Here is a 25,502-nt window from a genome sequence, read left to right on the forward strand (position 1 = left end):
CAATGACAAAGATAGAATTACAACGATGATTATTGGACGAGAATTGCTTGCGCCAGTTCAAGGTCGCTTGCATGAAGTTTTGGCTGGGTGCGGCGCAGATAGTCCAGCGCGGACTCCAGGCGTGCGCCCCGCCATTGGCCGCCAGTGGCAATGAAAGCGGCAGCATCATCCCGAGCGGCCAGGACCAACTTATTGTCGAACGGCGCAGAGGTCACTTTGCTGGTGGCATACACGCTGACAACCGTGCTTTGGGTGGACACATCCAACGCTGAAGCCATGGGTGACCAGCAGGCGCAAAACAGAACAGGAACACTCAATAAACGGTATGAAAAAGCCATGGGACTCGACAACTGAAAGCGAGCGCCAAGGCTAGCGCAACCGCCGGGCGAGAGCCAGCGTCGAGCCATGCGGGAGCGGCGGGCGCTCCCGTCTGGTTGCCGTGGGTCAGATAGCCAGGATGGCCTGTGCCAGCTGCGCATCGGTAGCGGTATTCAATTGCGGCGCTTGTTGGCGGATCTGGGCCAGGGCGCTTTCCAGCTTCACGCCACGGATGGCGCCTTGGCTGGCGACAAAGCTGGCGGCGTCGTCACGGGCCGCTTGTACAACCTTGTTGTCGCGCAGGGATGAGGTGGCATCAGACGTGGCATCGGAGGTTGCCTTCAGAGCGCCGACGATCGAGTCGGTCGTCATGATCAGGCTGCTCGCGTTGGCATTGGCAGCCAGGGTCAGCACAGCGGCAGTGCACAGCAGGCGAAGACGGGACATGGGGTAACTCCTGTAGACGAATAATAAGGTGGCGCGAAACGGCCACAATGAAACGGACTGGGACTGTCGAGCATCAGACGCACGCTCTACAGGGTTCGCCACGTGGTGAACCGATATTAGGCGTGTGCCCGGCTATTCGGAAGCCTGTAATTAACTGTACCTGTCATATTTTATTAATTTAGAACTGTATCTGTGTGCTTGAGTCGAGCCAATCCAATGCGCTATCGCACATACAACAAAGCCCGCCTCCGGTTACCCGGGGCGGGCTTTGTTTTGACAAATCAGGGTGCTGGCAGTGGACCCGTCAGGTCAGGGCCAGCGGGCGCTACTTAGCGCCAGAACGGCTTGCTCAGCTCTTCGTAGCGTTGAGCTTCGCTGATACCGGCGTCAGCCAGCAGACGCGAATCCAGGCGAGCCAACTGGTGGCGGCTGGAGATGCGGCGCTGCCACAACATCAGGTTGGCGAGAACGCGCAGAGGCAGGGAAGCCTGGGTGTTTACAGCTTTTTCTTCGAAGAACAGTTCGGAACTGAGTGTACGTTCCATGATGACATCCTTCCGCTTGTGGCGGGATTAGGTAGTGGTTTAACTGATGCCAATGATCCTCTTCCAAGGCAAGACTCTCTAGATACAGTTCACCTGTATTGTGAGAGGCCAGTTAACTGTTTAACGAGGCTGTACGGTACGAAATTGGGGCAACTGTACCTATGCGCACTTAAAAGGTGCGAAACCGGCGTTTTTGAGTTGGGATGTGGGATATTTCGGTAGGAAATGACCAGTACAGCAGTACAGTTTTTTCCATTAATGCGTGAGGGTTCACCGAGCTGATGAAACTGTATTTGCATCAGCCCGGATCTGTATTCATCAAGCCTTGAGCATGTGCCCGGTTTCTTCCAGGTTAATGTGCCAACTCAGTGCTTCGCGCAGGATGTGCGGGGTATGCCCGCCGATGGCGCAGGCGGCATCGAAGTAAGTGTTGAGCGCATCACGATACGCTGGGTGCACGCAGTTATCGATGATGACCCGAGCGCGCTCCCGTGGCGCCAGGCCCCGCAGGTCGGCAAGGCCTACTTCGGTGACGAGAATGTCCACGTCATGTTCGGTGTGGTCCACATGGCTGACCATCGGTACCACGCTGGAAATCGCGCCACCCTTGGCAATCGACTTGGTGACGAAGATCGCCAGGTGCGCATTGCGGGCGAAATCCCCGGAGCCGCCGATGCCGTTCATCATCCGCGTGCCGCAGACGTGGGTGGAGTTGACGTTGCCGTAGATATCGAATTCCAGCGCGGTATTGATACCGATGATGCCCAGGCGGCGTACCACTTCAGGGTGGTTGGAGATTTCCTGCGGGCGCAGCACCAATTTGTCCTTGTAGTGTTCCAGGTTGCCGAACACATCGGCATTACGCCGCTCCGACAAGGTAATCGAACTGCCGGAGGCGAAGCTCAGCTTGCCCGCGTCGATCAGGTCGAATGTCGAATCCTGCAACACTTCCGAGTACATGGTCAGGTCTTCGAACGGTGACTCGATCAACCCGCACATCACCGCGTTGGCAATATTGCCGATGCCGGCTTGCAGCGGCCCGAGCTTGTTGGTCATGCGCCCCGCATCGACTTCTTGCTTGAGGAAGTTGATCAGGTGGTTGGCGATGCCTTGGGTATCGCTATCAGGCGGTGTCACCGTGGAGGCGGAGTCCGCCTGGTTGGTGATGACGATGGCGACGATTTTCTCGGGCGGGATCGGAATCGCGGTGCTGCCAATGCGGTCGTCGACTTTCACCAGCGGAATCGGCGTGCGCGTCGGCCGGTAGGTCGGGATGTAGATGTCGTGCAGCCCTTCCAGGTTCGGGTTGTGCGCCAGGTTGATCTCGACGATCACCTGTTTGGCAAAAATCGCGAAGCTGGCCGAGTTGCCTACGGAGGTAGTGGGCACGATATGCCCTTGCTCAGTGATCGCGACGGCTTCGATCACGGCAATGTCTGGCAATTTGAGCTGGTTATTGCGCAGTTGCTCGACGGTTTCCGACAGGTGCTGGTCGATAAACATTACCTCGCCGGCATTGATCGCCTTGCGCAGGGTGCTGTCGACTTGAAAGGGCATGCGTCGTGACAGTACGCCGGCTTCGGTCAATTGTTTGTCCAGGTCATTGCCCAGACTGGCGCCGGTCATCAGCGTGATCTTGAGGGGCGACGTCTTGGCGCGCTCGGCCAGGGCGTGGGGGACGGCCTTGGCTTCACCGGCACGGGTGAAGCCGCTCATGCCGACGGTCATGCCGTCCTCGATCAGTGCAGCGGCGTCTGCCGCGCTCATGACCTTGTTCAACAACGAAGGCAAGCGGATACGATCACGGTACATGAATTGTTATCTCTGGCTACGGAAAGCAAGGTGGGCAGTGTAGTGATTTCAAAAAGTTTCGGCCCGCTACCATGGTCGAATGCCAGGTCGCGATTTAGAGCCTTTGGTCGGGTTTCATGTGTGTGCAAAGCGGGACGTAGAGCATCCCTGGATGCGTTCCCACGCAGAGCGTGGGAACCATAAAAAAACCCCAGCCTACGTGAGGCCAGGGTTTCAGGTATTGCGCTGGCGCAGTGTTATTCGACGGCCTTGACCATGTCTTCGATGACCTTTTTGGCATCACCGAAGACCATCATGGTCTTGTCCAGGTAGAACAACTCGTTGTCCAGGCCCGCATAGCCGCTGGCCATCGAGCGCTTGTTGACGATGATGGTCTTGGCCTTGAACGCCTCGAGGATCGGCATGCCGGCGATGGGTGAGTTCGGGTCGTTCTTGGCGGCCGGGTTGACCACGTCGTTGGCGCCCAATACCAGCACCACGTCGGCCTGGCCGAACTCGGAGTTGATGTCCTCCATCTCGAACACTTGGTCGTAAGGCACTTCGGCCTCGGCCAGCAATACGTTCATGTGCCCCGGCATACGGCCCGCCACCGGGTGGATCGCGTACTTCACGGTGACGCCGTGGTGGGTCAGCTTCTCGGTCAGTTCCTTGAGCGCGTGTTGTGCCCGCGCCACTGCAAGGCCGTAGCCTGGGACGATAATCACGGTGTCGGCGTTGGTCAGCAGGAAGGTGGCGTCATCAGCGGAGCCGGACTTCACCGGGCGTGCTTCTTTAGAGCCCGCCGCAGCACCCGCATCCGGCGCATTGCCGAAACCGCCCAACAGCACATTAAAGAAGGAGCGGTTCATGGCCTTGCACATGATGTACGACAGGATCGCGCCGCTGGAGCCCACCAGGGAGCCGGCGATGATCAGCATCGAGTTGTTCAGCGAGAAGCCAATGCCCGCCGCTGCCCAGCCGGAATAGCTGTTGAGCATCGACACCACCACGGGCATGTCGGCGCCGCCAATCGGGATGATGATCAGCACACCCAGCACAAAGGCCAAGGCCAGCATCAGTGCGAACGCAGTGAGATTGCCGGTCAACATGAACGCCAGGCCCAGGCCCAGGGTTGCCAGGCCAAGTATCAGGTTCAGTTTGTGTTGGCCGCCGAACTGTACCGGTGCGCCTTGGAACAGGCGGAACTTGTACTTGCCCGACAGCTTGCCGAATGCGATCACCGAGCCGGAGAAGGTGATTGCACCGATGGCGGCACCGAGGAACAGTTCCAGGCGGTTACCGGCCGGGATCGAATCGCCCAAGTGCTTGACGATGCCCAGGGACTGCGGTTCGACCACGGCGGCAATGGCGATGAACACCGCTGCCAGGCCAATCATGCTGTGCATGAAGGCGACCAGCTCAGGCATCTTGGTCATTTCGACGCGCTTGGCCATGATCGAGCCGGCGGTGCCGCCGACCAGTAGGCCAACGATGACGTAGCCAATACCGGCAGTCGCCAGTTCAGCCCCCAGCTTATAGATGAGGCCGACGGTGGTGAGTACCGCCAGCGCCATGCCGAGCATGCCGAACAGGTTGCCGCGCCGCGAAGTGGTCGGGTGCGAGAGGCCTTTGAGGGCCTGGATGAAACAGATCGACGCGATCAGGTAGAGCGTCGTCACGAGATTCATGCTCATTACTTGGGCGCCTCTTCTTTTACTTTCGGGGCTTTCTTCTTGAACATCTCAAGCATCCTGCGGGTGACCAGGAAGCCGCCGAAGACATTCACCGCTGCCAAGGCCACGGCCAGTGTGCCCATAGTCTTGCCCAACGGGGTGACGGTCAGCGCGGCAGCCAGCATGGCGCCGACGATGACAATCGCGGAAATGGCATTGGTCACGGCCATCAGAGGCGTGTGCAGCGCGGGTGTTACGTTCCAGACCACGTGATAACCGACATAAATCGCCAGCACAAAGATGATCAGGTTGTAGATACCGGGGGAGATAAGCTCTTCCATCGTCTGAATCCCTGCTTAGGCGTTTTTGCGGATGACTTGGCCGTCGCGGCACATCAGGCACGCGGCGACGATGTCGTCTTCGAGGTTGATTTCAAACTGCCCTTCCTTGGTGAAGACCAGCTTCAGGAAGTCCAGCAGGTTGCGCGCATACAAGGCCGAGGCGTCGGCGGCGACCGCGCCCGCCAGGTTGGTCGGGCCGCAGATGATCACGCCGTTTTCCACCACTACCTGATCGGCCACGGTCAGCGGGCAGTTGCCACCCTGGGCAGCGGCGAGGTCGATGACCACCGAGCCGGGTTTCATCTGCGCCACGGTATCGGCGCTGAGCAGGGTCGGAGCCTTGCGGCCCGGGATCAGGGCGGTGGTGATGACGATGTCGGCCTGTTTGGCGCGTTCGTGCACGGCCAGGGCCTGGCGCTGCATCCAACTGCTGGGCATCGGGCGCGCGTAGCCACCGACACCGACGGCGCATTCACGCTCTTCATCGGTTTCGTACGGTACGTCGACAAACTTGGCGCCCAGGGACTCGATCTGCTCCTTTACCGCCGGGCGTACGTCGGACGCTTCGATCACTGCACCCAGGCGTTTCGCCGTGGCGATGGCTTGCAGGCCCGCCACACCGGCGCCGAGGATCAGTACGCGTGCGGCTTTTACAGTCCCGGCAGCCGTCATCAGCATCGGCATGAAGCGCGGGTAGTGATGGGCGGCCAGTAACACGGCCTTGTAACCGGCGATGTTGGCTTGCGAAGACAGCACATCAAGGCTTTGGGCCCGTGAAGTACGCGGCGCGGCTTCCAGGGCGAAAGCGGTGATGCCGCGCTCGGCGAGCTTGGCGATGGTTTCGTTGCTGAACGGGTTGAGCATGCCCACCAACACGGTGCCACTTTTGATCAGCGCCAGTTCGCTGTCGCTGGGGGCAACCACTTTAAGGATCAGCTCGGCACCAAACGCGTCGTTGGCACTGCCAATGGTGGCGCCTGCCGTTTCATAGGCACTGTCGACGATGCTGGCATTGATGCCTGCGCCGCTTTGTACAGTGACCTTATGGCCCTGGCCGATCAGCTTCTTGATGGTTTCCGGGGTGGCAGCCACCCGCGTTTCACCGGTCTGGGTTTCGAGAGGAACACCAATGTGCACGTCAAATCTCCTGCATGATCTTTTTGCTTTTGATCTTTTTGTAAAAAGGCCAGTGCACCGCGAGTGGCGCAGCTGGGGCGGCCGATCAGCACGATCCCGCTGAAATGACAGCGGGGCGCGGCATTTTGCAGGCGAACTTTACGGCCATCAAGGGATTATGACGGGTGACGAAAAATTAACTACAAGTCACCCTGTGACTGATTGTCGCAACAAGCTGAAATAACCTCTTTAAATACAGGTCTTTAAAGGCGTTCAGGCGTTTTCGGTCCGTTTTTCCATTGCGAGTGTGAATAGTCGTGCATTGGCCGGTAAGAGTCGCTACGAGCCATGAGATACATGGCTTTTAGCCTTATTTTTGGCTGACAAGTACAGTCTGTTTAAATGCGACATATACGTACATCTGTAGGCTCTGAATTTATCTGACTACAAAGTCAACAATTGCATTGTGTCCTTCATTTACATGGGTTGTAGCGTCTTGACTGGTCGAGCAACCAGTCCCTGAATGCATGCAGAGAGGCTGATTCGACCTTTTTGTCAGGAATCATCAGGTAATAAGCCTTTTCGCTGGTCAGTGCTTCGGTGCTGGCGATGACCAGTTGTTGCTCCTTCAGCTCCCGCTGTATGAGGAAGGGAGGAATCAGTGCGATGCCCATGTCATGCATGGCCGCTTGAGACAGCATCGAGAATAGCTCGTATCGAGGGCCTGTCATGTCGCGAGGGATGTTCAGTTGTTGGGCGTTGAACCATTGGCGCCAGGCATAGGGGCGTGTGGTCTGCTGCAGCAGGGGCAGCTCGGCGATCTGTTGAGGGGTGAAGTGCGTGCGGTCGCCGAGTAAGCGTGGGCTGCACACCGGTACCGGGTTCTCGCCCATTAACCTGTGGGATTGCGTACCCGACCAGTCGGCGTCCCCGAAGTAGATGGCGGCATCGAACTCGGTGTCGGCGAACAGGAAGGGGCGCGTACGGTTTGTCAGGTTTACCGTGACTTCCGGGTGCTGATGTTGGAAATCCTTCAGGCGTGGGATCAGCCACTGCGTGCCGAAGGTAGGTACCACCGCCAGTTCGATCACATTGGCGCCCTGCTGGCCCATCACCGACAAGGTGTCGCGCTCTACGGCGTCCAGTTGCGTTGCAACCCTGCGGCTATAAGACAGCCCCGCCTCCGTCAGCTTCACTCCACGGCGTGAGCGGCGAAACAGCTCGACACTCAAAAACTCCTCCAGGCTGGCGATCTGTCGGCAAATCGCGCCTTGGGTGATGGAAAGCTCCAATGCTGCCTTGGTGAAGCTCTCGTGCCGGGCTGCTGCCTCAAAGCTGATGAGTGCGGTGGTACTGGGGATTTTTCTGCGCATGTACGTTGCCCTCACAGATAAAGCGCATTTCTGGGCTTTTTTAGTGTTACGAAGTGAGAAATTAGCACAAGCCTATGCAAAAACCTCGTTTGCCCTCTGCGCTGACCGCGCCTAGTCTGGTTCCACGACTTCTGATTTTTTCCGCGAGGACTTATTCATGGCTGGCAAGGCAAGCTTCAACTGGATCGATCCACTGCTGCTGGATCAACAGCTCACCGAAGAAGAGCGCATGGTGCGTGACAGCGCCGAGCAATTTGCTCAGGACAAGCTGGCTCCTCGCGTGCTCGAAGCCTTCCGTCATGAAAAGACAGACCCCGCTATTTTTCGTGAGATGGGCGAGACCGGTTTGCTGGGGGCGATGATCCCTGAGCAGTACGGTGGCAGTGGTTTGAACTACGTCAGCTATGGTTTGATTGCGCGTGAGGTCGAGCGTGTCGACTCCGGCTATCGCTCGATGATGAGTGTGCAGTCTTCCCTGGTCATGGTGCCGATCAATGAGTTCGGTACCGAGGCGCAAAAACAGAAGTACCTGCCCAAACTGGCCTCTGGCGAATGGATCGGTTGCTTCGGGCTGACCGAGCCCAACCATGGTTCCGACCCGGGTGCGATGATTACTCGTGCACGCAAAGTGGATGGCGGCTACAGCCTGACCGGCGCGAAGATGTGGATCACCAACAGTCCGATTGCGGATGTGTTTGTGGTGTGGGGCAAAGATGATGCAGGTGATATCCGTGGCTTCGTCCTGGAAAAAGGCTGGAAAGGCCTGAGCGCTCCGGCTATCCACGGCAAGGTGGGTCTGCGGGCCTCGATTACCGGTGAAATCGTCATGGATAACGTATTTGTGCCGGAAGAAAATATCTTCCCGGATGTCCGTGGCTTGAAAGGCCCTTTTACCTGTCTTAACTCGGCGCGGTACGGGATTTCCTGGGGCGCGCTGGGGGCTGCTGAGTTCTGCTGGCATACCGCGCGCCAGTACACACTTGATCGCCAGCAGTTTGGTCGCCCATTGGCCGCCACTCAGTTGATCCAGAAGAAGCTGGCCGACATGCAGACCGAGATTACCTTGGCCCTGCAAGGTTGCCTGCGCCTGGGTCGGATGAAAGATGAGGGGACGGCGGCGGTTGAGATCACATCGATCATGAAGCGTAACTCGTGTGGCAAGTCATTGGACATCGCGCGTATGGCTCGGGACATGCTGGGCGGTAATGGCATCTCCGACGAATTCGGGGTAGCGCGCCACTTGGTCAACCTGGAGGTGGTCAACACTTATGAAGGGACCCATGACGTGCATGCCTTGATCCTGGGGCGCGCACAAACCGGTCTTCAAGCGTTCTATTAATAGGAGCATGGTCATGGGCGCGCTTTCGCATCTGCGAGTGCTGGACTTGTCGCGAGTACTCGCGGGCCCTTGGTCCGGGCAGATTCTTGCAGACCTTGGGGCCGAGGTGATCAAGGTCGAAAGGCCGGGCAGCGGCGATGACACGCGCGCTTGGGGGCCGCCCTTCCTTAAGGATGCGGATGGCGAGAATACCAGTGAGGCGGCGTATTACCTGTCGGCCAACCGTAATAAAGAGTCGGTGACCATCGACTTTACGCGGCCGGAAGGCCAGAAACTGGTGCGCGACCTGGCTGCCAAGTCGGACATCCTGATCGAAAACTTCAAGGTGGGCGGCCTTGCTGCGTATGGGCTGGACTATGAATCCCTCAAAGAGGTTAACCCGGAGCTGATTTACTGCTCCATCACCGGGTTTGGTCAGACGGGCCCCTATGCGATGCGTGCTGGCTACGATTTCATGATCCAGGGCTTGGGAGGGCTCATGAGTCTGACCGGGCGGCCTGAAGGGGATGAAGGGGCCGGGCCGGTAAAGGTTGGCGTTGCCTTGACCGATATCCTGACCGGGCTTTATTCGACTGTGGCGATCCTGGCTGCGCTAGCTCATCGCGATCACGATGGCGGTGGGCAACACATCGATATGGCGTTGCTGGATGTGCAGGTGGCTTGCCTGGCGAATCAGGCGATGAATTACCTGACAACCGGGGCGCCGCCCAAGCGCCTGGGGAATGCTCACCCTAATATTGTGCCCTATCAGGATTTCCCCACTGCCGATGGAGATTTCATTCTCACCGTAGGCAACGACGGGCAGTTCCGTAAATTCGCTGAAGTCGCTGGACAACCACAATGGGTGGATGACGTGCGTTTCGCCACCAATCGCGCGCGTGTGGCTAATCGCGCGGAGCTGATCCCCTTGATTCGCCAGGCGACGGTCTTCAAGACGACCGCTGAGTGGGTGTCGCAGCTGGAGCAAGTGGGCGTGCCGTGTGGGCCGATCAATGATCTGGCGCAGGTGTTTTCCGATCCTCAGGTCCAGGCGCGTGGTTTGGCGATTGAGCTGCCTCACGCATTGGCGGGGACGGTGCCCCAGGTTGCGAGCCCGATACGCTTATCCAAGACGCCTGTGGAGTACCGGAGTGCGCCTCCTCTATTAGGGGAGCATACGCTTGAGGTGCTGCAGGGGGTTCTGGGGCTGGGAGCTGCTCATGTGGCCGCATTGAAGGAGGCGGGCGTTATTTGAACTTCCCTTCTATATAGGCGCGCAGTGGGTGCTGGCTGCTTTTTAACCGAAGCTAACTTATTGATAGAAAAGCAAAATTAAGAGTTGACGGCGAATTATAACTGTCTATAATTCGCCCCACTTCCGGCGCAGTCGAAACGGAAAACTCCTTGGTAAACAATGAGTTACGTAGTTCTCGACAGCAAGTTGCTTCAGTTCATCGAAGCCAAAAGGAAGTTGAAAAAGAGGTGTTGACAGCAGCGTGTAACGCTGTAGAATTCGCCTCCCGCTTACGAGAGATCGCAAGCGCAAGTGGTTGAAGTTATTGAATAAATCTTCGAAAACTTCTGAAAATAACCACTTGACAGCAAATGAGGCTGCTGTAGAATGCGCGCCTCGGTTGAGACGAAAGATCTTAACCAACCGCTCTTTAACAACTGAATCAAGCAATTCGTGTGGGTGCTTGTGGGGTCAGACTGATAGTCAACAAGATTATCAGCATCACAAGTTACTCCGCGAGAAATCAAAGATGTAACCAACGATTGCTGAGCCAAGTTTAGGGTTTCTTAAAAACCCAAAGATGTTTGAACTGAAGAGTTTGATCATGGCTCAGATTGAACGCTGGCGGCAGGCCTAACACATGCAAGTCGAGCGGTAGAGAGAAGCTTGCTTCTCTTGAGAGCGGCGGACGGGTGAGTAATGCCTAGGAATCTGCCTGGTAGTGGGGGATAACGTTCGGAAACGGACGCTAATACCGCATACGTCCTACGGGAGAAAGCAGGGGACCTTCGGGCCTTGCGCTATCAGATGAGCCTAGGTCGGATTAGCTAGTTGGTGAGGTAATGGCTCACCAAGGCGACGATCCGTAACTGGTCTGAGAGGATGATCAGTCACACTGGAACTGAGACACGGTCCAGACTCCTACGGGAGGCAGCAGTGGGGAATATTGGACAATGGGCGAAAGCCTGATCCAGCCATGCCGCGTGTGTGAAGAAGGTCTTCGGATTGTAAAGCACTTTAAGTTGGGAGGAAGGGTTGTAGATTAATACTCTGCAATTTTGACGTTACCGACAGAATAAGCACCGGCTAACTCTGTGCCAGCAGCCGCGGTAATACAGAGGGTGCAAGCGTTAATCGGAATTACTGGGCGTAAAGCGCGCGTAGGTGGTTTGTTAAGTTGGATGTGAAATCCCCGGGCTCAACCTGGGAACTGCATTCAAAACTGACTGACTAGAGTATGGTAGAGGGTGGTGGAATTTCCTGTGTAGCGGTGAAATGCGTAGATATAGGAAGGAACACCAGTGGCGAAGGCGACCACCTGGACTAATACTGACACTGAGGTGCGAAAGCGTGGGGAGCAAACAGGATTAGATACCCTGGTAGTCCACGCCGTAAACGATGTCAACTAGCCGTTGGAAGCCTTGAGCTTTTAGTGGCGCAGCTAACGCATTAAGTTGACCGCCTGGGGAGTACGGCCGCAAGGTTAAAACTCAAATGAATTGACGGGGGCCCGCACAAGCGGTGGAGCATGTGGTTTAATTCGAAGCAACGCGAAGAACCTTACCAGGCCTTGACATCCAATGAACTTTCTAGAGATAGATTGGTGCCTTCGGGAACATTGAGACAGGTGCTGCATGGCTGTCGTCAGCTCGTGTCGTGAGATGTTGGGTTAAGTCCCGTAACGAGCGCAACCCTTGTCCTTAGTTACCAGCACGTAATGGTGGGCACTCTAAGGAGACTGCCGGTGACAAACCGGAGGAAGGTGGGGATGACGTCAAGTCATCATGGCCCTTACGGCCTGGGCTACACACGTGCTACAATGGTCGGTACAGAGGGTTGCCAAGCCGCGAGGTGGAGCTAATCCCATAAAACCGATCGTAGTCCGGATCGCAGTCTGCAACTCGACTGCGTGAAGTCGGAATCGCTAGTAATCGCGAATCAGAATGTCGCGGTGAATACGTTCCCGGGCCTTGTACACACCGCCCGTCACACCATGGGAGTGGGTTGCACCAGAAGTAGCTAGTCTAACCTTCGGGAGGACGGTTACCACGGTGTGATTCATGACTGGGGTGAAGTCGTAACAAGGTAGCCGTAGGGGAACCTGCGGCTGGATCACCTCCTTAATCGACGACATCAGCTGCTCCATAAGTTCCCACACGAATTGCTTGATTCATTGAAGAAGACGAAAAGAAGCAGCCCGAAATTGGGTCTGTAGCTCAGTTGGTTAGAGCGCACCCCTGATAAGGGTGAGGTCGGCAGTTCGAATCTGCCCAGACCCACCAATTTTGTGTGGGAAACGCCTGTAGAAATACGGGGCCATAGCTCAGCTGGGAGAGCGCCTGCCTTGCACGCAGGAGGTCAACGGTTCGATCCCGTTTGGCTCCACCACTACTGCTTCTGTTTGTATAAAGCTTAGAAATGAGCATTCCATCGTTGTGATGGTGAATGTTGATTTCTAGTCTTTGACTAGTTCGTTCTTTAAAAATTTGGGTATGTGATAGAAAGATAGACTGAACGTTACTTTCACTGGTAACGGATCAGGCTAAGGTAAAATTTGTGAGTTCTCTTAATTGAGAAATTCGAATTTTCGGCGAATGTCGTCTTCACAGTATAACCAGATTGCTTGGGGTTATATGGTCAAGTGAAGAAGCGCATACGGTGGATGCCTTGGCAGTCAGAGGCGATGAAAGACGTGGTAGCCTGCGAAAAGCTTCGGGGAGTCGGCAAACAGACTTTGATCCGGAGATGTCTGAATGGGGGAACCCAGCCATCATAAGATGGTTATCTTGTACTGAATACATAGGTGCAAGAAGCGAACCAGGGGAACTGAAACATCTAAGTACCCTGAGGAAAAGAAATCAACCGAGATTCCCTTAGTAGTGGCGAGCGAACGGGGACTAGCCCTTAAGTGGCTTTGAGATTAGCGGAACGCTCTGGAAAGTGCGGCCATAGTGGGTGATAGCCCTGTACGCGAAAATCTCTTAGTCATGAAATCGAGTAGGACGGAGCACGAGAAACTTTGTCTGAATATGGGGGGACCATCCTCCAAGGCTAAATACTACTGACTGACCGATAGTGAACTAGTACCGTGAGGGAAAGGCGAAAAGAACCCCGGAGAGGGGAGTGAAATAGATCCTGAAACCGTATGCGTACAAGCAGTGGGAGCCCACTTTGTTGGGTGACTGCGTACCTTTTGTATAATGGGTCAGCGACTTATTTTCAGTGGCGAGCTTAACCGAATAGGGGAGGCGTAGCGAAAGCGAGTCTTAATAGGGCGTCTAGTCGCTGGGAATAGACCCGAAACCGGGCGATCTATCCATGGGCAGGTTGAAGGTTGGGTAACACTAACTGGAGGACCGAACCGACTACCGTTGAAAAGTTAGCGGATGACCTGTGGATCGGAGTGAAAGGCTAATCAAGCTCGGAGATAGCTGGTTCTCCTCGAAAGCTATTTAGGTAGCGCCTCATGTATCACTGTAGGGGGTAGAGCACTGTTTCGGCTAGGGGGTCATCCCGACTTACCAAACCGATGCAAACTCCGAATACCTACAAGTGCCGAGCATGGGAGACACACGGCGGGTGCTAACGTCCGTCGTGAAAAGGGAAACAACCCAGACCGTCAGCTAAGGTCCCAAAGTTATGGTTAAGTGGGAAACGATGTGGGAAGGCTTAGACAGCTAGGAGGTTGGCTTAGAAGCAGCCACCCTTTAAAGAAAGCGTAATAGCTCACTAGTCGAGTCGGCCTGCGCGGAAGATGTAACGGGGCTCAAACCATACACCGAAGCTACGGGTATCACGTAAGTGATGCGGTAGAGGAGCGTTCTGTAAGCCTGTGAAGGTGAGTTGAGAAGCTTGCTGGAGGTATCAGAAGTGCGAATGCTGACATGAGTAACGATAATGGGTGTGAAAAACACCCACGCCGAAAGACCAAGGTTTCCTGCGCAACGTTAATCGACGCAGGGTTAGTCGGTCCCTAAGGCGAGGCTGAAAAGCGTAGTCGATGGAAAACAGGTTAATATTCCTGTACTTCTGGTTATTGCGATGGAGGGACGGAGAAGGCTAGGCCAGCTTGGCGTTGGTTGTCCAAGTTTAAGGTGGTAGGCTGGAATCTTAGGTAAATCCGGGATTCTAAGGCCGAGAGCTGATGACGAGTTACTTTTAGTAACGAAGTGGTTGATGCCATGCTTCCAAGAAAAGCTTCTAAGCTTCAGGTAACCAGGAACCGTACCCCAAACCGACACAGGTGGTTGGGTAGAGAATACCAAGGCGCTTGAGAGAACTCGGGTGAAGGAACTAGGCAAAATGGCACCGTAACTTCGGGAGAAGGTGCGCCGGTGAGGGTGAAGGACTTGCTCCGTAAGCTCATGCCGGTCGAAGATACCAGGCCGCTGCGACTGTTTATTAAAAACACAGCACTCTGCAAACACGAAAGTGGACGTATAGGGTGTGACGCCTGCCCGGTGCCGGAAGGTTAATTGATGGGGTTAGCTAACGCGAAGCTCTTGATCGAAGCCCCGGTAAACGGCGGCCGTAACTATAACGGTCCTAAGGTAGCGAAATTCCTTGTCGGGTAAGTTCCGACCTGCACGAATGGCGTAACGATGGCGGCGCTGTCTCCACCCGAGACTCAGTGAAATTGAAATCGCTGTGAAGATGCAGTGTATCCGCGGCTAGACGGAAAGACCCCGTGAACCTTTACTATAGCTTTGCACTGGACTTTGAATTTGCTTGTGTAGGATAGGTGGGAGGCTTTGAAGCGTGGACGCCAGTCTGCGTGGAGCCATCCTTGAAATACCACCCTGGCAACTTTGAGGTTCTAACTCAGGTCCGTTATCCGGATCGAGGACAGTGTATGGTGGGTAGTTTGACTGGGGCGGTCTCCTCCTAAAGAGTAACGGAGGAGTACGAAGGTGCGCTCAGACCGGTCGGAAATCGGTCGTAGAGTATAAAGGCAAAAGCGCGCTTGACTGCGAGACAGACACGTCGAGCAGGTACGAAAGTAGGTCTTAGTGATCCGGTGGTTCTGTATGGAAGGGCCATCGCTCAACGGATAAAAGGTACTCCGGGGATAACAGGCTGATACCGCCCAAGAGTTCATATCGACGGCGGTGTTTGGCACCTCGATGTCGGCTCATCACATCCTGGGGCTGAAGCCGGTCCCAAGGGTATGGCTGTTCGCCATTTAAAGTGGTACGCGAGCTGGGTTTAGAACGTCGTGAGACAGTTCGGTCCCTATCTGCCGTGGACGTTTGAGATTTGAGAGGGGCTGCTCCTAGTACGAGAGGACCGGAGTGGACGAACCTCTGGTGTTCCGGTTGTCACGCCAGTGGCATTGCCGGGTAGCTATGTTCGGAATAGATAACCGCTGAAAGCATCTAAGCGGGAAACTAGCCTCAAGATGAGATCTCACTGGAACCTTGAGTTCCCTGAAGGGCCGTCGAAGACTACGACGTTGATAGGTTGGGTGTGTAAGCGCTGTGAGGCGTTGAGCTAACCTATAATTGCCCGTGAGGCTTGACCATATAACACCCAAGCAATTTGACTACTCTAACGAGCATCAGATTGCGGTGTGTGAAGACGAAAATGAACCGAAAGTTCGACGCTCACAAAACACCGAGATCTATCACGTACCCAATTTGCTGAAGCGAGGCCAACTGGCAGCGACTCAGTACCCGAATTTCTTGACGACCATAGAGCATTGGAACCACCTGATCCCATCCCGAACTCAGCAGTGAAACGATGCATCGCCGATGGTAGTGTGGGGTTTCCCCATGTGAGAGTAGGTCATCGTCAAGATTAAATTCCAAAACCCCTGTCTGCTAACGCAGACAGGGGTTTTGTTTATGTAGAAGCTCATGAATTTCACCGGCACGTTGCCAACGCAACGGTCTGGTACACAGAATTTCTTGACGACCATAGAGCATTGGAACCACCTGATCCCATCCCGAACTCAGCAGTGAAACGATGCATCGCCGATGGTAGTGTGGGGTTTCCCCATGTGAGAGTAGGTCATCGTCAAGATTGAATTCCGAAACCCCTGTCTGCTAACGCAGACAGGGGTTTTGTCGTTTAGGGCAGCCCATCACAGCCAATCTGCCTTACCCCTACCGCCTGTCGGTTTCCTACGCTAAAAGAAGATGCTTCTCACAAACTCCTAAGATTTGTCGAAGTTTGGCCGAAAGCCTGACGAGCCATGCGTGCACCGAAATAGAGCGACCGCAGAGTCCGCCTATCCCGTTACATGGAATGTTCCACTCGGCACGCTCACCCCCCTTTGGCAAAAGAAGTCGATGAAATGAATCTCAAGTTCAGTCATAAAATTCTGTTGGCCGCGTCAGGCGTCGTGGTTTTAGCCTTCGCGTTATTCACGCTCTACAACGACTACCTGCAGCGCAGCACCATCAGGCAAAACCTCACTTCGTCCATCCAGCAATCCGGCGAGCTCACTGCCAGCAGTGTGCAGAACTGGCTCAGTGGTCGCATCTTGGTTCTCGAGAATCTGGCGCAGAACGTTGCCCACCAGGGCAGCGCCGCCGATCTTCCTGGTTTGGTCGATCAACCAGCGTTCACCAGCAACTTCCAGTTCACCTATGTGGGACAAGCCAACGGGGTATTCACCCAGCGCCCTGACGCGAAGATGCCTGACGACTACGACCCTCGTCAGCGCCCTTGGTACAAGCAAGCAGTAGTGGCGGACAAAACCATGCTTACTCCGCCTTATATGGCGGCTGTGGGCGGTCAGATCGTGACAATTGCCATGCCGGTGAAAAAGAACGGCGAGTTGTTGGGTGTTGTTGGTGGTGACCTGAGCCTGCAGACACTGGTGAAGATCATCAACTCGGTAGACTTCGGTGGCATTGGCCATGCGTTTCTGGTCAGCGGCGATGGCCAGGTCATCGTCAGTCCAGACCAGGACCAGGTGATGAAGAACCTCAAGGACATCTACCCTGGCACCAACGTGCGCATTGAGAAGCTCAATCAGGACGTCGTACTCAAAGGACAGGATCGCATCCTCTCTTTCACGCCTATCAGCGGCTTGCCAGGCGCTGACTGGTACATAGGCCTGTCGATCGACAAAGAAAAAGCCTATGCCCCGCTGGGCAAATTCCGTACTTCGGCCTTGATTGCGATGTTGATCGCCGTTGTGGCCATTGCGGTGCTCCTGAGCCTGTTGATTCAAGTACTGTTGCGCCCGCTGACCACCATGGGCGTGGCCATGCAGGACATTGCCCAAGGCGAAGGTGATTTGACCCGACGCCTCGACGTGACCAGCAAGGATGAGTTCGGCGAGGTCGGCAGTGCATTCAACCAGTTCGTCGAGCGAATCCACGCGTCGATTTCCGAAGTGTCTTCGGCAACGCGCCAGGTGCACGATTTGTCCCAGCGTGTGATGGCTTCATCGAATGCGTCGATCATCGGTTCTGACGAACAGAGCGCGCGTACCAACAGCGTGGCCGCAGCCATCAACGAACTGGGCGCTGCCACTCAGGAAATCGCGCGTAACGCCGCTGACGCGTCCCAGCACGCCAGTGGTGCCAGCGAACAAGCTGACGATGGTCGTAAAGTGGTGGAGCAAACTATCCAGGCGATGTCCGAGTTGTCGCAGAAGATCAGCCTGTCCTGCACCCAGATCGAAACCCTTAATGCCAGTACCGACAACATCGGGCACATCCTGGATGTGATCAAAGGCATTTCCCAGCAAACCAACTTGCTCGCCCTCAACGCGGCGATCGAAGCGGCCCGTGCTGGTGAAGCCGGGCGTGGTTTTGCCGTGGTGGCGGATGAAGTGCGTAATTTGGCGCACCGTACCCAGGAGTCGGCAGAGGAAATCCACAAGATGATCACTTCGCTGCAAGTGGGCTCGCGTGAAGCTGTGACCACCATGAACGCCAGCCAGGCTTCCAGCGAAGAAAGTGTTGAAGTCGCCAACCAGGCAGGTGAGCGCTTGGTCAGCGTGACGCAACGTATCGTTGAGATTGATGGCATGAACCAATCCGTCGCGGCCGCGACTGAAGAGCAGACCGCAGTGGTCGAAACCCTCAACGTCGATATCAACCAAATCAACCTCTTGAACCAGCAAGGTGTGGCCAACCTCAACGAGACGCTCAAGGACTGCGATGCGCTGTCCCAGCAGGCCAGCCGATTGAAGCAATTGGTCGATAGCTTCAAGATTTGATTCTGACTGCATCGGAGCGAGGCCTCTCGCTCCGACTGCTTGGCCCTGTCCACGGTGCTATTCAGAGGAAGCTGATAGCGCTCAGGTAGTCGCAGCCTTTGCGTAACAGCGCCTGGCTCTTGGGTGGATAGCACATCCCCATTTTTTCCAAGCCCCACCTGGCATTGTCGTAACGGATCATCGACGTGTCACCGATGTCTTCGCCCAGCCCGTCCAGATAAAAGCCCAGCACCCCGAACAGGGCGTTATCGCGGCTCACTTTGCGCAACGCTCGTTGCCACTCTTCAACGCTGACTCGGTCAAAAACGTGCCCAGCCTCGCTGAAGGCATCAAGGTACTGATCCCAATTCAGGGGCTGCGGATTGTGCAAGTTGAACACGTTTCGCCCAGGGTCAAAATGAGCGCTGTGGAAGGCGATGAAACGCGCCAGGAAGTCCACCGGCATCAGATCGAAATTGGCCTCCAGTCGCGGCACCAACCCCAATTGCAGAGACCCCTTGAGCATCAACAGCAAGCGGTTTTTCTGTGGTTGGCAGACACCGTTCTGGCTGTTGAAGCTGATATTCCCCGGCCGATGAATATTAACCCAGGCCCCTTGCTCGACTGCTCGTCCTAATAGCCGCTCGGCGACCCACTTGGAGAGGTTGTAGCCGTTTTTCACGTAGAGCGGCAGTGTGCGCTGGGCAGGCGCTTCAAGTACGTAGCCATCGACGTCCACGCTGCTGCAGGCTGACAGCGTCGAGATGAAATTGAGGACCTTCTTGCAGTGGGTCTCGCAAAGACGCAGGCACTCCAGCAGAGGTTCGACGTTGTCCTTGGCGAGTGAGGCGTAATCCATCACATGATTGACCTGCGCGGCGTTATGCACCACCACGCCGTAATGACGGGCGAGGTGCTCGTACACATCGTCCGCCAAGCTCAGGCGGGGTTTACGAATATCAGCGGCGTATACCTGCACTCGGCTCAGGTCCAGATGTTCCAAGCGGTATTCACGCAATGCCTGGGCGAACCTTGCCGCCGCCGAATGGCCGGGCAACTCACGCACCAGGCACGCCACGTCCTGCGCTCCGCCAGCCAGCAGTGCCTGGACGATATGCACCCCGACAAAGCTGTTCGCGCCAGTGACGATGGCTTTGCGCGAATCTCCCGCAAGGGCCTCGGGCAGCACTTCGACCGCCAGTGCTTGCGTCGCGTCTTGCTCCATCTGGTTGGACTGGGTATCCGGCAGCGCGCTGCCATCCATGAGTGCGGCCAATGTGCGGATGGTCGGCGTTTCAAAAAAGGGGCTCAGGCAGAAGCTACGGCCAAACTGCTCGCGCAGGCGTAGCAACAGCGTCGACAGCAGGATGGAGTGGCCACCCAGGTTGAAAAAACTTTCATCGATCGAGAGGTCGCCAGCGGGTAATCCCAACAGTTCACCCCACAGGTCAGCCAGTTGTGCCTGCAAAGGGTCTCGTACGCGGCAGCGGCTCACCTCGACGGGTGTGGGTATTGGCATGGCCAGTAAGGCTTTGCGATCGATCTTGCCGTTATCAGAACGGGGCATGCCTGCCAGCTCGCTCCAGGCGCTTGGCTGCATGTGCACGGGCAACCATTGCCGAGCGTGTTCCTTCAGGCTTGCCAGCGTAGCGCCAGGTTCTGGCCGGGCGGCAAACCCGATGACTCTGTGTGCCGCATCGATCACCACTGCCACTTGGCGAAACAAGCGACTGTCGCGCAAGCACTGCTCAATATCCTGGGGCTGAACTCGAAAACCGCGAATCTTGACTTGTTCATCTCGGCGGCCACCCAGTTCGATGCCTTCTTGCGTCCATTTCGCCAAGTCGCCGCTGCGATAAGCCTGCAGCACTTGCCCATTGGGCAGTGTCAGTGCCACGAACGGATTGTCGGCCAGCGCCGGTGTATTCGAATAACCCAGGCTTACGCCCGGGCCGACAATGTACAAGTCGCCCATTACCTGTTCATCTACGGGCTGCAGGTTCCCATCGAGGATCAGCACCTGGCTGTTGGCGATGGGAAGTCCAATATTGCGATGGCTGTCACCTCGCTGGAATACCCGATGGGTCACCAACACAGTGGCCTCGGTCGGCCCATAGAGGTTATGTAGTTGGCATTGACCGGCCAGTTGTTCGATCACGCAGGGCTCGCAGAAATCACCTCCGGTCAGCAGATGAGACATTCCTAACGGCTGATCCAGCGGCAGGATACTGAGCAGCGCCGGTGGCACGAACCCATGCGTGACGCGTTGCTGGCGAATCAGCTCTACCAGTTGCTGAGGGTCGTGACGTTGGTCTGCACTGGGGACAATCAACTCGGCGCCGGCGATCAAGGCCGGGAAAATATCGATCAGTGACGAATCAAAGCCCAGCGACGAAAACTGCAGGACGCGGCTGTGTTGATCCAACGCCACGCGCCTGACGAGCCAGGCCGTGAAATGCGCCAGGTTGTATTGGCTAAGCAGTACCCCCTTAGGCTGGCCCGTCGTACCCGAGGTGAACAGTGCCACGCAGGGCTCGTCGGCACCGGGACGATGGCGCATCAGCGGTTGCGTCATGTCGGCGCTATGCGCGGCGATCTGGCTCACATCCAGTGAAACGAAACGCTCTCGCAGCGGGTGCTGGCCATTCTCCAGCAGCACACAAGCCTTGAGGCTGGTCAGCATGCAGTGCTGGCGTTGCTGCGGGTGGTCCGGCACCAACGGCAAATACACGGCGCCACAGCCAAGCACCGCAAGAATGCTGGCGTACAGCTCGGCGGATTTCTCCAAGCATACGCCGACTACTCGGGGTGACTCGGCACTCTCCAGCAGGGGAAGCAGGCGTTGTTGGATTGCCATGGCTTTTTGCTCGAGCTGCCGATAAGTCAGCACGTGACCGGCGATGTTCAGCGCGGTTCGATGCGCGAAGGTATGAAGGCTGGCCTGCAGCCGTTCGATCATGGGCGTCCGGGCCGCGTGCAGTAAGGCAGGGTCTGCCGTGTGGTTGAACCGGTGCATGAAAGCCAAGGCATCCAGCTCTTGCAGACTCTGTTCAGGCCAGGCGTTAGCAGTGGCCGTTGCCGAGAAATAAGCGGGGTCTCTTGAGAAACCGCAGACCAACAAAGCAGTGCACTCCACCAATCCATCCGTTGCCTGCTGGCGCAACCGCTGCCCATTGCCGCTGGGCTCCTCGGCAACGTCTTGCACAGCTAGCAGGCGCCGCTCGCGGTCATAGCAGCGTAACTGCAGTAAGGGCAGCCCGTGTTCGCGGAGCGGGCCGACACCCACGCGCAAGCTTAACCAAGGCGCACTGGTGGGCGAGGGCGGCAGCGGCTGACTCCCGTCGTCAATCACCAGGTCGACAGACCCCGTTCCTGCCACATGCCCATATTGCTCCAGCTCCTGCTTGAGCGCCTCCAGAGCTTTACTGGTGCCCCGCCACTCGATCTGCAAGCGCCTCATGCCAACCTCCTCGATACGGGCAGGTAGTCGCTCAGGGCTCGTGCCACGCTAGGGGTTTGCAGGACACCGCTGTGGTGCAGAAAGCCCATGATATTGGCCACCAGCGGATGTTGATGGGTGATGGGAAAGTCCAGCGCCTGGATTTCATCGCGCAGTGCCAGGCGAGCGTCGGCACTGATAACCAAGTGTTCGATCAGTTGCAGATCGAAGTCTTTCTGTAGGTCGTTGGTCAGGTAGTGCGTCAGGAACACGGGCAGGGCTTGAGCAATGTGGTCGCGAGCTTGCGAGCTTGCCGATTGCCAGTAGAGACGCACCAACTGTGTCCAGAACCGCGCATGCCGCCCTTCATCAAACAGATGATCGGCCATCAGGCCGCGGACAGAGGATTTGACGCTGCCGTCTTTGGAAAATGCTGCGACGTCATGGGTGACGGTGTTCTCGGCGATGGCGACGCCGATCAACTCAACGGCATCGTGCAAATATACCGGTACCTGCGCCTGGGCTGCCGGCAGCGCGCGGCCCAATTCAATTTGCCCGGGTAGATCAAGTGGTTGGATTCCGGTCATCTCCACGGCTTGCTGCAGGAAATCCAGCGCGACCAGCGCGTGGTAATCCTCGTCGACAACGACCGTCATCGCGTCGTAGCGGCAGGCGAGGGGGAAGGGCAGGGAGAAGCGATTTTTAGCGATGCTGCGCGCGGTTTTGTCGACGATCTCGGTTTCGAAAATCACCACGTCATTGATGAATTTATAAAAGCTTTGCACCAGCACGAAGTCGCGCCATTGTGGGCAGTGCTTGAGAAAGGTTGCACTCAGCACCAGAGGCTGGCGGCACAGGGGGAAGATGAGTTTGTCGTCGTCTTCCAACATCCGCCGGGGGCGTGTGCGGATGGTTGCGCGACGCTCCCAGTCATCGGCAAAGGATTGGTAGTGGGCGGCGTTCACGGGCGTACCTCTTGCATCGAGGCCAGTACGTCGTCCCAGAGGGTAATACGACTCTCCACGGCGCCCAGGGCGGTGTTATCGGCCTCTCGCTGACGGCTGGGGTCTGCTTCGATCAGGCGCTGTAGCAACTGATGCGCCGCAGGCCCGTGATCATCGCTGTCCATATCGATATGGCGGCTGAGGTAGTGACATAACGTAGGGGCCTGCCGACCTATGAAAACATGGCTATGCAAAAGCCTCTCGAACATCGACGGAATCACACTCTCGCGGCCATGCAGGAACGCCGCTGCCACACAGTGGGTCGGGGCGCTCAATGCGATTTGCAAGGTGCTGTCGACGAAGCGGGCCACGCCCTGGGGCGCACCGATCATTTGCAACGCTGCGCTTACCTCCACTCCCTGGCTTTGCAACTCGATAAAGCGGGTGATTGCGACAGTGCTGGCGCCCACTTCCGTCATGGCGTCCAGGTACAGCTCGAAGTGGCTGCAATAGCCCCGTGTCGGGTGCTCGTCCGACTCTTCCGCCAATACGATTTCATTGATCAGGCGGGCAGCGTGCGGGTCAGCGCAGGGGAGCCAGGGCAGTTGCGTGCAGGTCAGGTCCTGTTGCAGGCGTTTGGTCAGGCTCATGAAGTCCCACACGGCAAATACATGGTATTGCATAAAGTGTTGTAACTTGCCAAGGGTGGTTATTTCTATAAATAACGGGTGGCCGAAAAGTTTTTGTTTTTTTTGCTCAAGTAAATATTGATGCATGGTTGACGCCTATAGTTGTTGCGAGTGCTGTAAAAGCAGTGTTGGAATATTATAGTTGTGGATGTAAGAGTAACTTGGCCACGATCACGTGCACGACGCTGCCTTTTAAGTAGGCGGTCGCAGCGGTTTGGGAAAGCGGAGCTTGCTAGGCGAAGATAGTAAGCTGATTGAATGTTTGAACCGGTATACAAATGTATTAAAGGACTTTGCGGGTATTTATATGTGCGGTAAGTTGCCCGGATATAGGTGGGATTTTTCCGTGCACTAAGTCAGCGTTAATTATCCTTTAGTTGATTTTTTTAATATTTCTGACGGAGCAACAATCCTGATAGGGAAGTTGCTCCGTCACATAAGTATTAAGGGCTCAGGCGAAAAAACCGACTACACGGCTTTTTTGTCGGCGCTCTCAAGGCCCCTGAGGTAGGTCGCGATTACCTCCATGCCACGCATCAAGTGATTACGCAGCGTCAGGATGCTCTCCTCGACCCTCTTCTGTGCCACCAGGCTCAGCAGTTCGCGGTGATCCTCCTGGGAAGTCTCGCCCAGCCCCATCGCTTCAAGGTTGAAGCGCAGGAAGCGCTCCTCCTCGTTCAACCCGTGCTCGACCAGAGTGAGTAGCCGCTGGTTGGGCGCCTTGCCATACAACACCATGTGGAACAGGCGATTGAGCCGACCAATTTCGGTGTAGTCTTTTTCGCTTTCCAGTGCATTGATACAGGCCTCGGCTTGAGCAAGGTCCGCGTCGGTGAGCAACGGAATCGACAGGCGCAGGGCTTCGGACTCCAGCAGCATGCGCAAGGCATAGGTCTCAGCCGAATTGTCCTCGATCAAGGGGGCAACGACGGCGCCCTTGTGAGTCACCACATGCAGCAAGGATTGCGCCTCCAGCTGGCGCAAGGCTTCGCGCACGGGCATGCGGCTGACGCCGAACAGGCTGGCCAGTTCTTGCTGGCGCATGGCGGTGCCACAGGGCAGTCGCCCATCGAGGATGGCATTACGCAAGGTTTCTTCAATAACCGAGCGCGCAAGATGGGCGGGAATAGGCCCGCTGATTTTGATGCTGCTTAATGGGTTCGGCTTCTGCGTCACGGTTGCGCTATCCTCCCTTTTTGAATAATAGATTGGCTAATTGGATCCAAAGAACACTAAAGATGGGCCAAGCGCTTGTCAAACAGCCAAAGTTTCCGTTTGTAAGGGCTTACACAGCATACTTTGTGTCTCTCACAAGGGGCGGTTATAAAACGCGGCTCCCGCGAATGATTGCACTGTGCCATTGTTTTTTGTAGGGCCAGGCTTCACCATTCCTTGAAATTCCGTCTCTTTCATGGACTGAACACTTTGGCGGTAAGTTTTATTCCCTATCGACTGCTTTGCTGGCTTTTATCAGCAATTTTACTGGCTGGCCTGATGCTTGGCGGGCTGCGTGCCGATTGGGATTTCTCGCAGATCAGCCGCAAGGCCACCGCCGTCTACGGGCCGTTGGGCCAAGGCCAGCAGCGTATCGACGCCTGGCAGCGGCTATTGGCGAGCGAAAAACAGGTCAGCGAGCAGGACCAGCTCAAGGTCGTCAATTTGTTCTTCAACAAGCAAATGACCTACGTGGAAGACATCGATCTCTGGCACGTTGTCGATTATTGGGAGACACCCGTCGAAGCACTCTGGAAAGGCGCCGGTGACTGCGAAGACTACGCCATCGCAAAGTATTTCAGTTTGCGTCATCTGGGGGTGTCCAGCGACAAACTGCGCATTACGTACGTCAAGGCCCTGCGGCAGAATCGAGCGCACATGGTCCTGACCTATTACTCGACCCCCGACGCCGTACCACTGGTGCTCGACAGCCTGATGGATGAGATCCTGCCGGCCACCCGTCGCACCGATCTGGTCCCGGTGTACTCATTCAACGCCGAGGGGCTGTACTTGCCCGGTGCCAAGGGCAACAAGAAAGTCGGTGATACCAAACGCCTGTCGCGCTGGCAGGATGTGTTGAGAAAAATGCGTGCGGAAGGCTTTCCAGCCGAGCCTGCCAACTAGG

At 56.2% G+C, this 25,502-nt stretch carries 16 protein-coding genes, 2 tRNA genes and 4 rRNA genes; 10 read left to right on the forward strand and 12 right to left on the reverse strand.

Going from position 1 to position 25,502, the window contains the following annotated elements; genetic code table 11:
* Positions 1-29: 29 nt before the first annotated feature.
* The 8 genes from PSH76_RS00525 to PSH76_RS00560 form a co-directional block, all read right to left on the reverse strand.
* The gene (locus PSH76_RS00525; protein WP_305493428.1) at positions 30-338 is read right to left on the reverse strand and encodes a DUF2388 domain-containing protein; all 309 of its coding nucleotides are present in this window, start codon (positions 336-338) and stop codon (positions 30-32) included.
* Between the two features lie 106 nt (positions 339-444).
* Positions 445-765 (reverse strand): DUF2388 domain-containing protein, encoded by a 321-nt coding sequence (locus PSH76_RS00530; protein WP_056790582.1) that lies wholly within the window; start codon positions 763-765, stop codon positions 445-447.
* Positions 766-1,094: 329 nt separating this feature from the next.
* On the reverse strand, positions 1,095-1,310 hold the full coding sequence (locus PSH76_RS00535) for a DUF1127 domain-containing protein (protein WP_003187413.1): 216 nt from the start codon (positions 1,308-1,310) through the stop codon (positions 1,095-1,097).
* 318 nt (positions 1,311-1,628) lie between these two features.
* On the reverse strand, positions 1,629-3,122 hold the full coding sequence (locus PSH76_RS00540) for an acetyl-CoA hydrolase/transferase family protein (protein WP_003187414.1): 1,494 nt from the start codon (positions 3,120-3,122) through the stop codon (positions 1,629-1,631).
* A 236-nt stretch (positions 3,123-3,358) separates the two neighbouring features.
* Positions 3,359-4,795, reverse strand: a complete 1,437-nt coding sequence (locus tag PSH76_RS00545; protein ID WP_305493429.1) for an NAD(P)(+) transhydrogenase (Re/Si-specific) subunit beta — start codon at positions 4,793-4,795, stop codon at positions 3,359-3,361.
* Positions 4,795-5,115 carry an NAD(P) transhydrogenase subunit alpha gene (locus PSH76_RS00550; RefSeq protein ID WP_003187417.1) on the reverse strand — a complete coding sequence of 107 codons (321 nt, stop codon included), beginning with the start codon at positions 5,113-5,115 and terminating at the stop codon, positions 4,795-4,797. The genes PSH76_RS00545 and PSH76_RS00550 overlap by 1 nt, the downstream gene beginning before the upstream one ends.
* A 15-nt stretch (positions 5,116-5,130) precedes the next feature.
* Positions 5,131-6,252 carry a Re/Si-specific NAD(P)(+) transhydrogenase subunit alpha gene (locus PSH76_RS00555; RefSeq protein WP_003187419.1) on the reverse strand — a complete coding sequence of 374 codons (1,122 nt, stop codon included), beginning with the start codon at positions 6,250-6,252 and terminating at the stop codon, positions 5,131-5,133.
* Positions 6,253-6,704: 452 nt separating this feature from the next.
* Positions 6,705-7,604: a LysR family transcriptional regulator gene (locus tag PSH76_RS00560; RefSeq protein ID WP_003187421.1), complete on the reverse strand. Its 900-nt coding sequence runs from the start codon at positions 7,602-7,604 to the stop codon at positions 6,705-6,707.
* A gap of 157 nt (positions 7,605-7,761) precedes the next feature.
* Here PSH76_RS00560 and PSH76_RS00565 point away from each other — a divergent pair, with 157 nt between their 5' ends.
* The 9 genes from PSH76_RS00565 to PSH76_RS00605 all read left to right on the forward strand — a co-directional run bounded on the left by PSH76_RS00565 (position 7,762) and on the right by PSH76_RS00605 (position 18,332).
* Positions 7,762-8,943 (forward strand): acyl-CoA dehydrogenase, encoded by a 1,182-nt coding sequence (locus PSH76_RS00565; protein WP_003187423.1) that lies wholly within the window; start codon positions 7,762-7,764, stop codon positions 8,941-8,943.
* A gap of 13 nt (positions 8,944-8,956) precedes the next feature.
* Positions 8,957-10,177, forward strand: coding sequence for a CaiB/BaiF CoA-transferase family protein (locus PSH76_RS00570; protein WP_305493430.1), 1,221 nt, complete (start codon positions 8,957-8,959; stop codon positions 10,175-10,177).
* A 565-nt stretch (positions 10,178-10,742) separates the two neighbouring features.
* Positions 10,743-12,279 (forward strand): 16S ribosomal RNA (locus tag PSH76_RS00575).
* An 82-nt stretch (positions 12,280-12,361) separates the two neighbouring features.
* A tRNA-Ile gene (locus tag PSH76_RS00580) sits at positions 12,362-12,438 on the forward strand.
* Positions 12,439-12,468: 30 nt separating this feature from the next.
* Positions 12,469-12,544: transfer RNA gene (locus tag PSH76_RS00585), tRNA-Ala, on the forward strand.
* A gap of 247 nt (positions 12,545-12,791) precedes the next feature.
* Positions 12,792-15,678: ribosomal RNA gene (locus tag PSH76_RS00590) — 23S ribosomal RNA — on the forward strand.
* Between the two features lie 158 nt (positions 15,679-15,836).
* Positions 15,837-15,952 (forward strand): 5S ribosomal RNA (rrf, locus tag PSH76_RS00595).
* A gap of 109 nt (positions 15,953-16,061) precedes the next feature.
* Positions 16,062-16,177 (forward strand): 5S ribosomal RNA (gene rrf / locus PSH76_RS00600).
* Together the 16S, 23S and 5S rRNA genes with 2 tRNA genes alongside form the textbook arrangement of a ribosomal RNA operon.
* Positions 16,178-16,451: 274 nt before the next feature.
* The gene (locus tag PSH76_RS00605; RefSeq protein ID WP_044270342.1) at positions 16,452-18,332 is read left to right on the forward strand and encodes a methyl-accepting chemotaxis protein; all 1,881 of its coding nucleotides are present in this window, start codon (positions 16,452-16,454) and stop codon (positions 18,330-18,332) included.
* Positions 18,333-18,393: 61 nt separating this feature from the next.
* Here PSH76_RS00605 and PSH76_RS00610 read toward each other — a convergent pair whose 3' ends face one another.
* From PSH76_RS00610 to PSH76_RS00625, 4 genes are all read right to left on the reverse strand, one after another.
* Positions 18,394-21,771 (reverse strand): amino acid adenylation domain-containing protein, encoded by a 3,378-nt coding sequence (locus PSH76_RS00610; protein WP_305493431.1) that lies wholly within the window; start codon positions 21,769-21,771, stop codon positions 18,394-18,396.
* Positions 21,768-22,715: a diiron oxygenase gene (locus PSH76_RS00615; RefSeq protein ID WP_032894262.1), complete on the reverse strand. Its 948-nt coding sequence runs from the start codon at positions 22,713-22,715 to the stop codon at positions 21,768-21,770. The genes PSH76_RS00610 and PSH76_RS00615 overlap by 4 nt, the downstream gene beginning before the upstream one ends.
* Positions 22,712-23,470: a DUF3050 domain-containing protein gene (locus tag PSH76_RS00620; RefSeq protein ID WP_305493432.1), complete on the reverse strand. Its 759-nt coding sequence runs from the start codon at positions 23,468-23,470 to the stop codon at positions 22,712-22,714. Before PSH76_RS00620 ends, PSH76_RS00615 begins: the two co-directional genes overlap by 4 nt.
* Positions 23,471-23,851: 381 nt before the next feature.
* The gene (locus PSH76_RS00625) at positions 23,852-24,559 is read right to left on the reverse strand and encodes a GntR family transcriptional regulator (protein WP_032894258.1); all 708 of its coding nucleotides are present in this window, start codon (positions 24,557-24,559) and stop codon (positions 23,852-23,854) included.
* Between the two features lie 318 nt (positions 24,560-24,877).
* On the opposite strand from PSH76_RS00625, the gene lapG reads away from it, so the two are divergent.
* Positions 24,878-25,501, forward strand: a complete 624-nt coding sequence (gene lapG / locus PSH76_RS00630; protein ID WP_019819857.1) for a cysteine protease LapG — start codon at positions 24,878-24,880, stop codon at positions 25,499-25,501.
* The last annotated feature ends 1 nt before the right edge of the window (position 25,502 follow it).

Origin of the sequence: Pseudomonas sp. FP215, from assembly GCF_030687795.1 — a bacterium.
Taxonomy (GTDB): Bacteria; Pseudomonadota; Gammaproteobacteria; order Pseudomonadales; family Pseudomonadaceae; genus Aquipseudomonas; species Aquipseudomonas salmasensis.

Coding starts and splice junctions, on each gene's coding strand:
- PSH76_RS00565 (WP_003187423.1), top strand. CDS start 7,762: ATGGCTGGCAAGGCAAGCTTCAACTGGATCGATCCACTGCTGCTGGAT.
- PSH76_RS00560 (WP_003187421.1), bottom strand. CDS start 7,604: ATGCGCAGAAAAATCCCCAGTACCACCGCACTCATCAGCTTTGAGGCA.
- PSH76_RS00550 (WP_003187417.1), bottom strand. CDS start 5,115: ATGGAAGAGCTTATCTCCCCCGGTATCTACAACCTGATCATCTTTGTG.
- PSH76_RS00610 (WP_305493431.1), bottom strand. CDS start 21,771: ATGAGGCGCTTGCAGATCGAGTGGCGGGGCACCAGTAAAGCTCTGGAG.
- PSH76_RS00535 (WP_003187413.1), bottom strand. CDS start 1,310: ATGGAACGTACACTCAGTTCCGAACTGTTCTTCGAAGAAAAAGCTGTA.
- PSH76_RS00545 (WP_305493429.1), bottom strand. CDS start 4,795: ATGAGCATGAATCTCGTGACGACGCTCTACCTGATCGCGTCGATCTGT.
- PSH76_RS00525 (WP_305493428.1), bottom strand. CDS start 338: ATGGCTTTTTCATACCGTTTATTGAGTGTTCCTGTTCTGTTTTGCGCC.
- PSH76_RS00530 (WP_056790582.1), bottom strand. CDS start 765: ATGTCCCGTCTTCGCCTGCTGTGCACTGCCGCTGTGCTGACCCTGGCT.
- PSH76_RS00620 (WP_305493432.1), bottom strand. CDS start 23,470: ATGCATCAATATTTACTTGAGCAAAAAAAACAAAAACTTTTCGGCCAC.
- lapG (WP_019819857.1), top strand. CDS start 24,878: ATGCTTGGCGGGCTGCGTGCCGATTGGGATTTCTCGCAGATCAGCCGC.
- PSH76_RS00570 (WP_305493430.1), top strand. CDS start 8,957: ATGGGCGCGCTTTCGCATCTGCGAGTGCTGGACTTGTCGCGAGTACTC.
- PSH76_RS00605 (WP_044270342.1), top strand. CDS start 16,452: ATGAATCTCAAGTTCAGTCATAAAATTCTGTTGGCCGCGTCAGGCGTC.
- PSH76_RS00540 (WP_003187414.1), bottom strand. CDS start 3,122: ATGTACCGTGATCGTATCCGCTTGCCTTCGTTGTTGAACAAGGTCATG.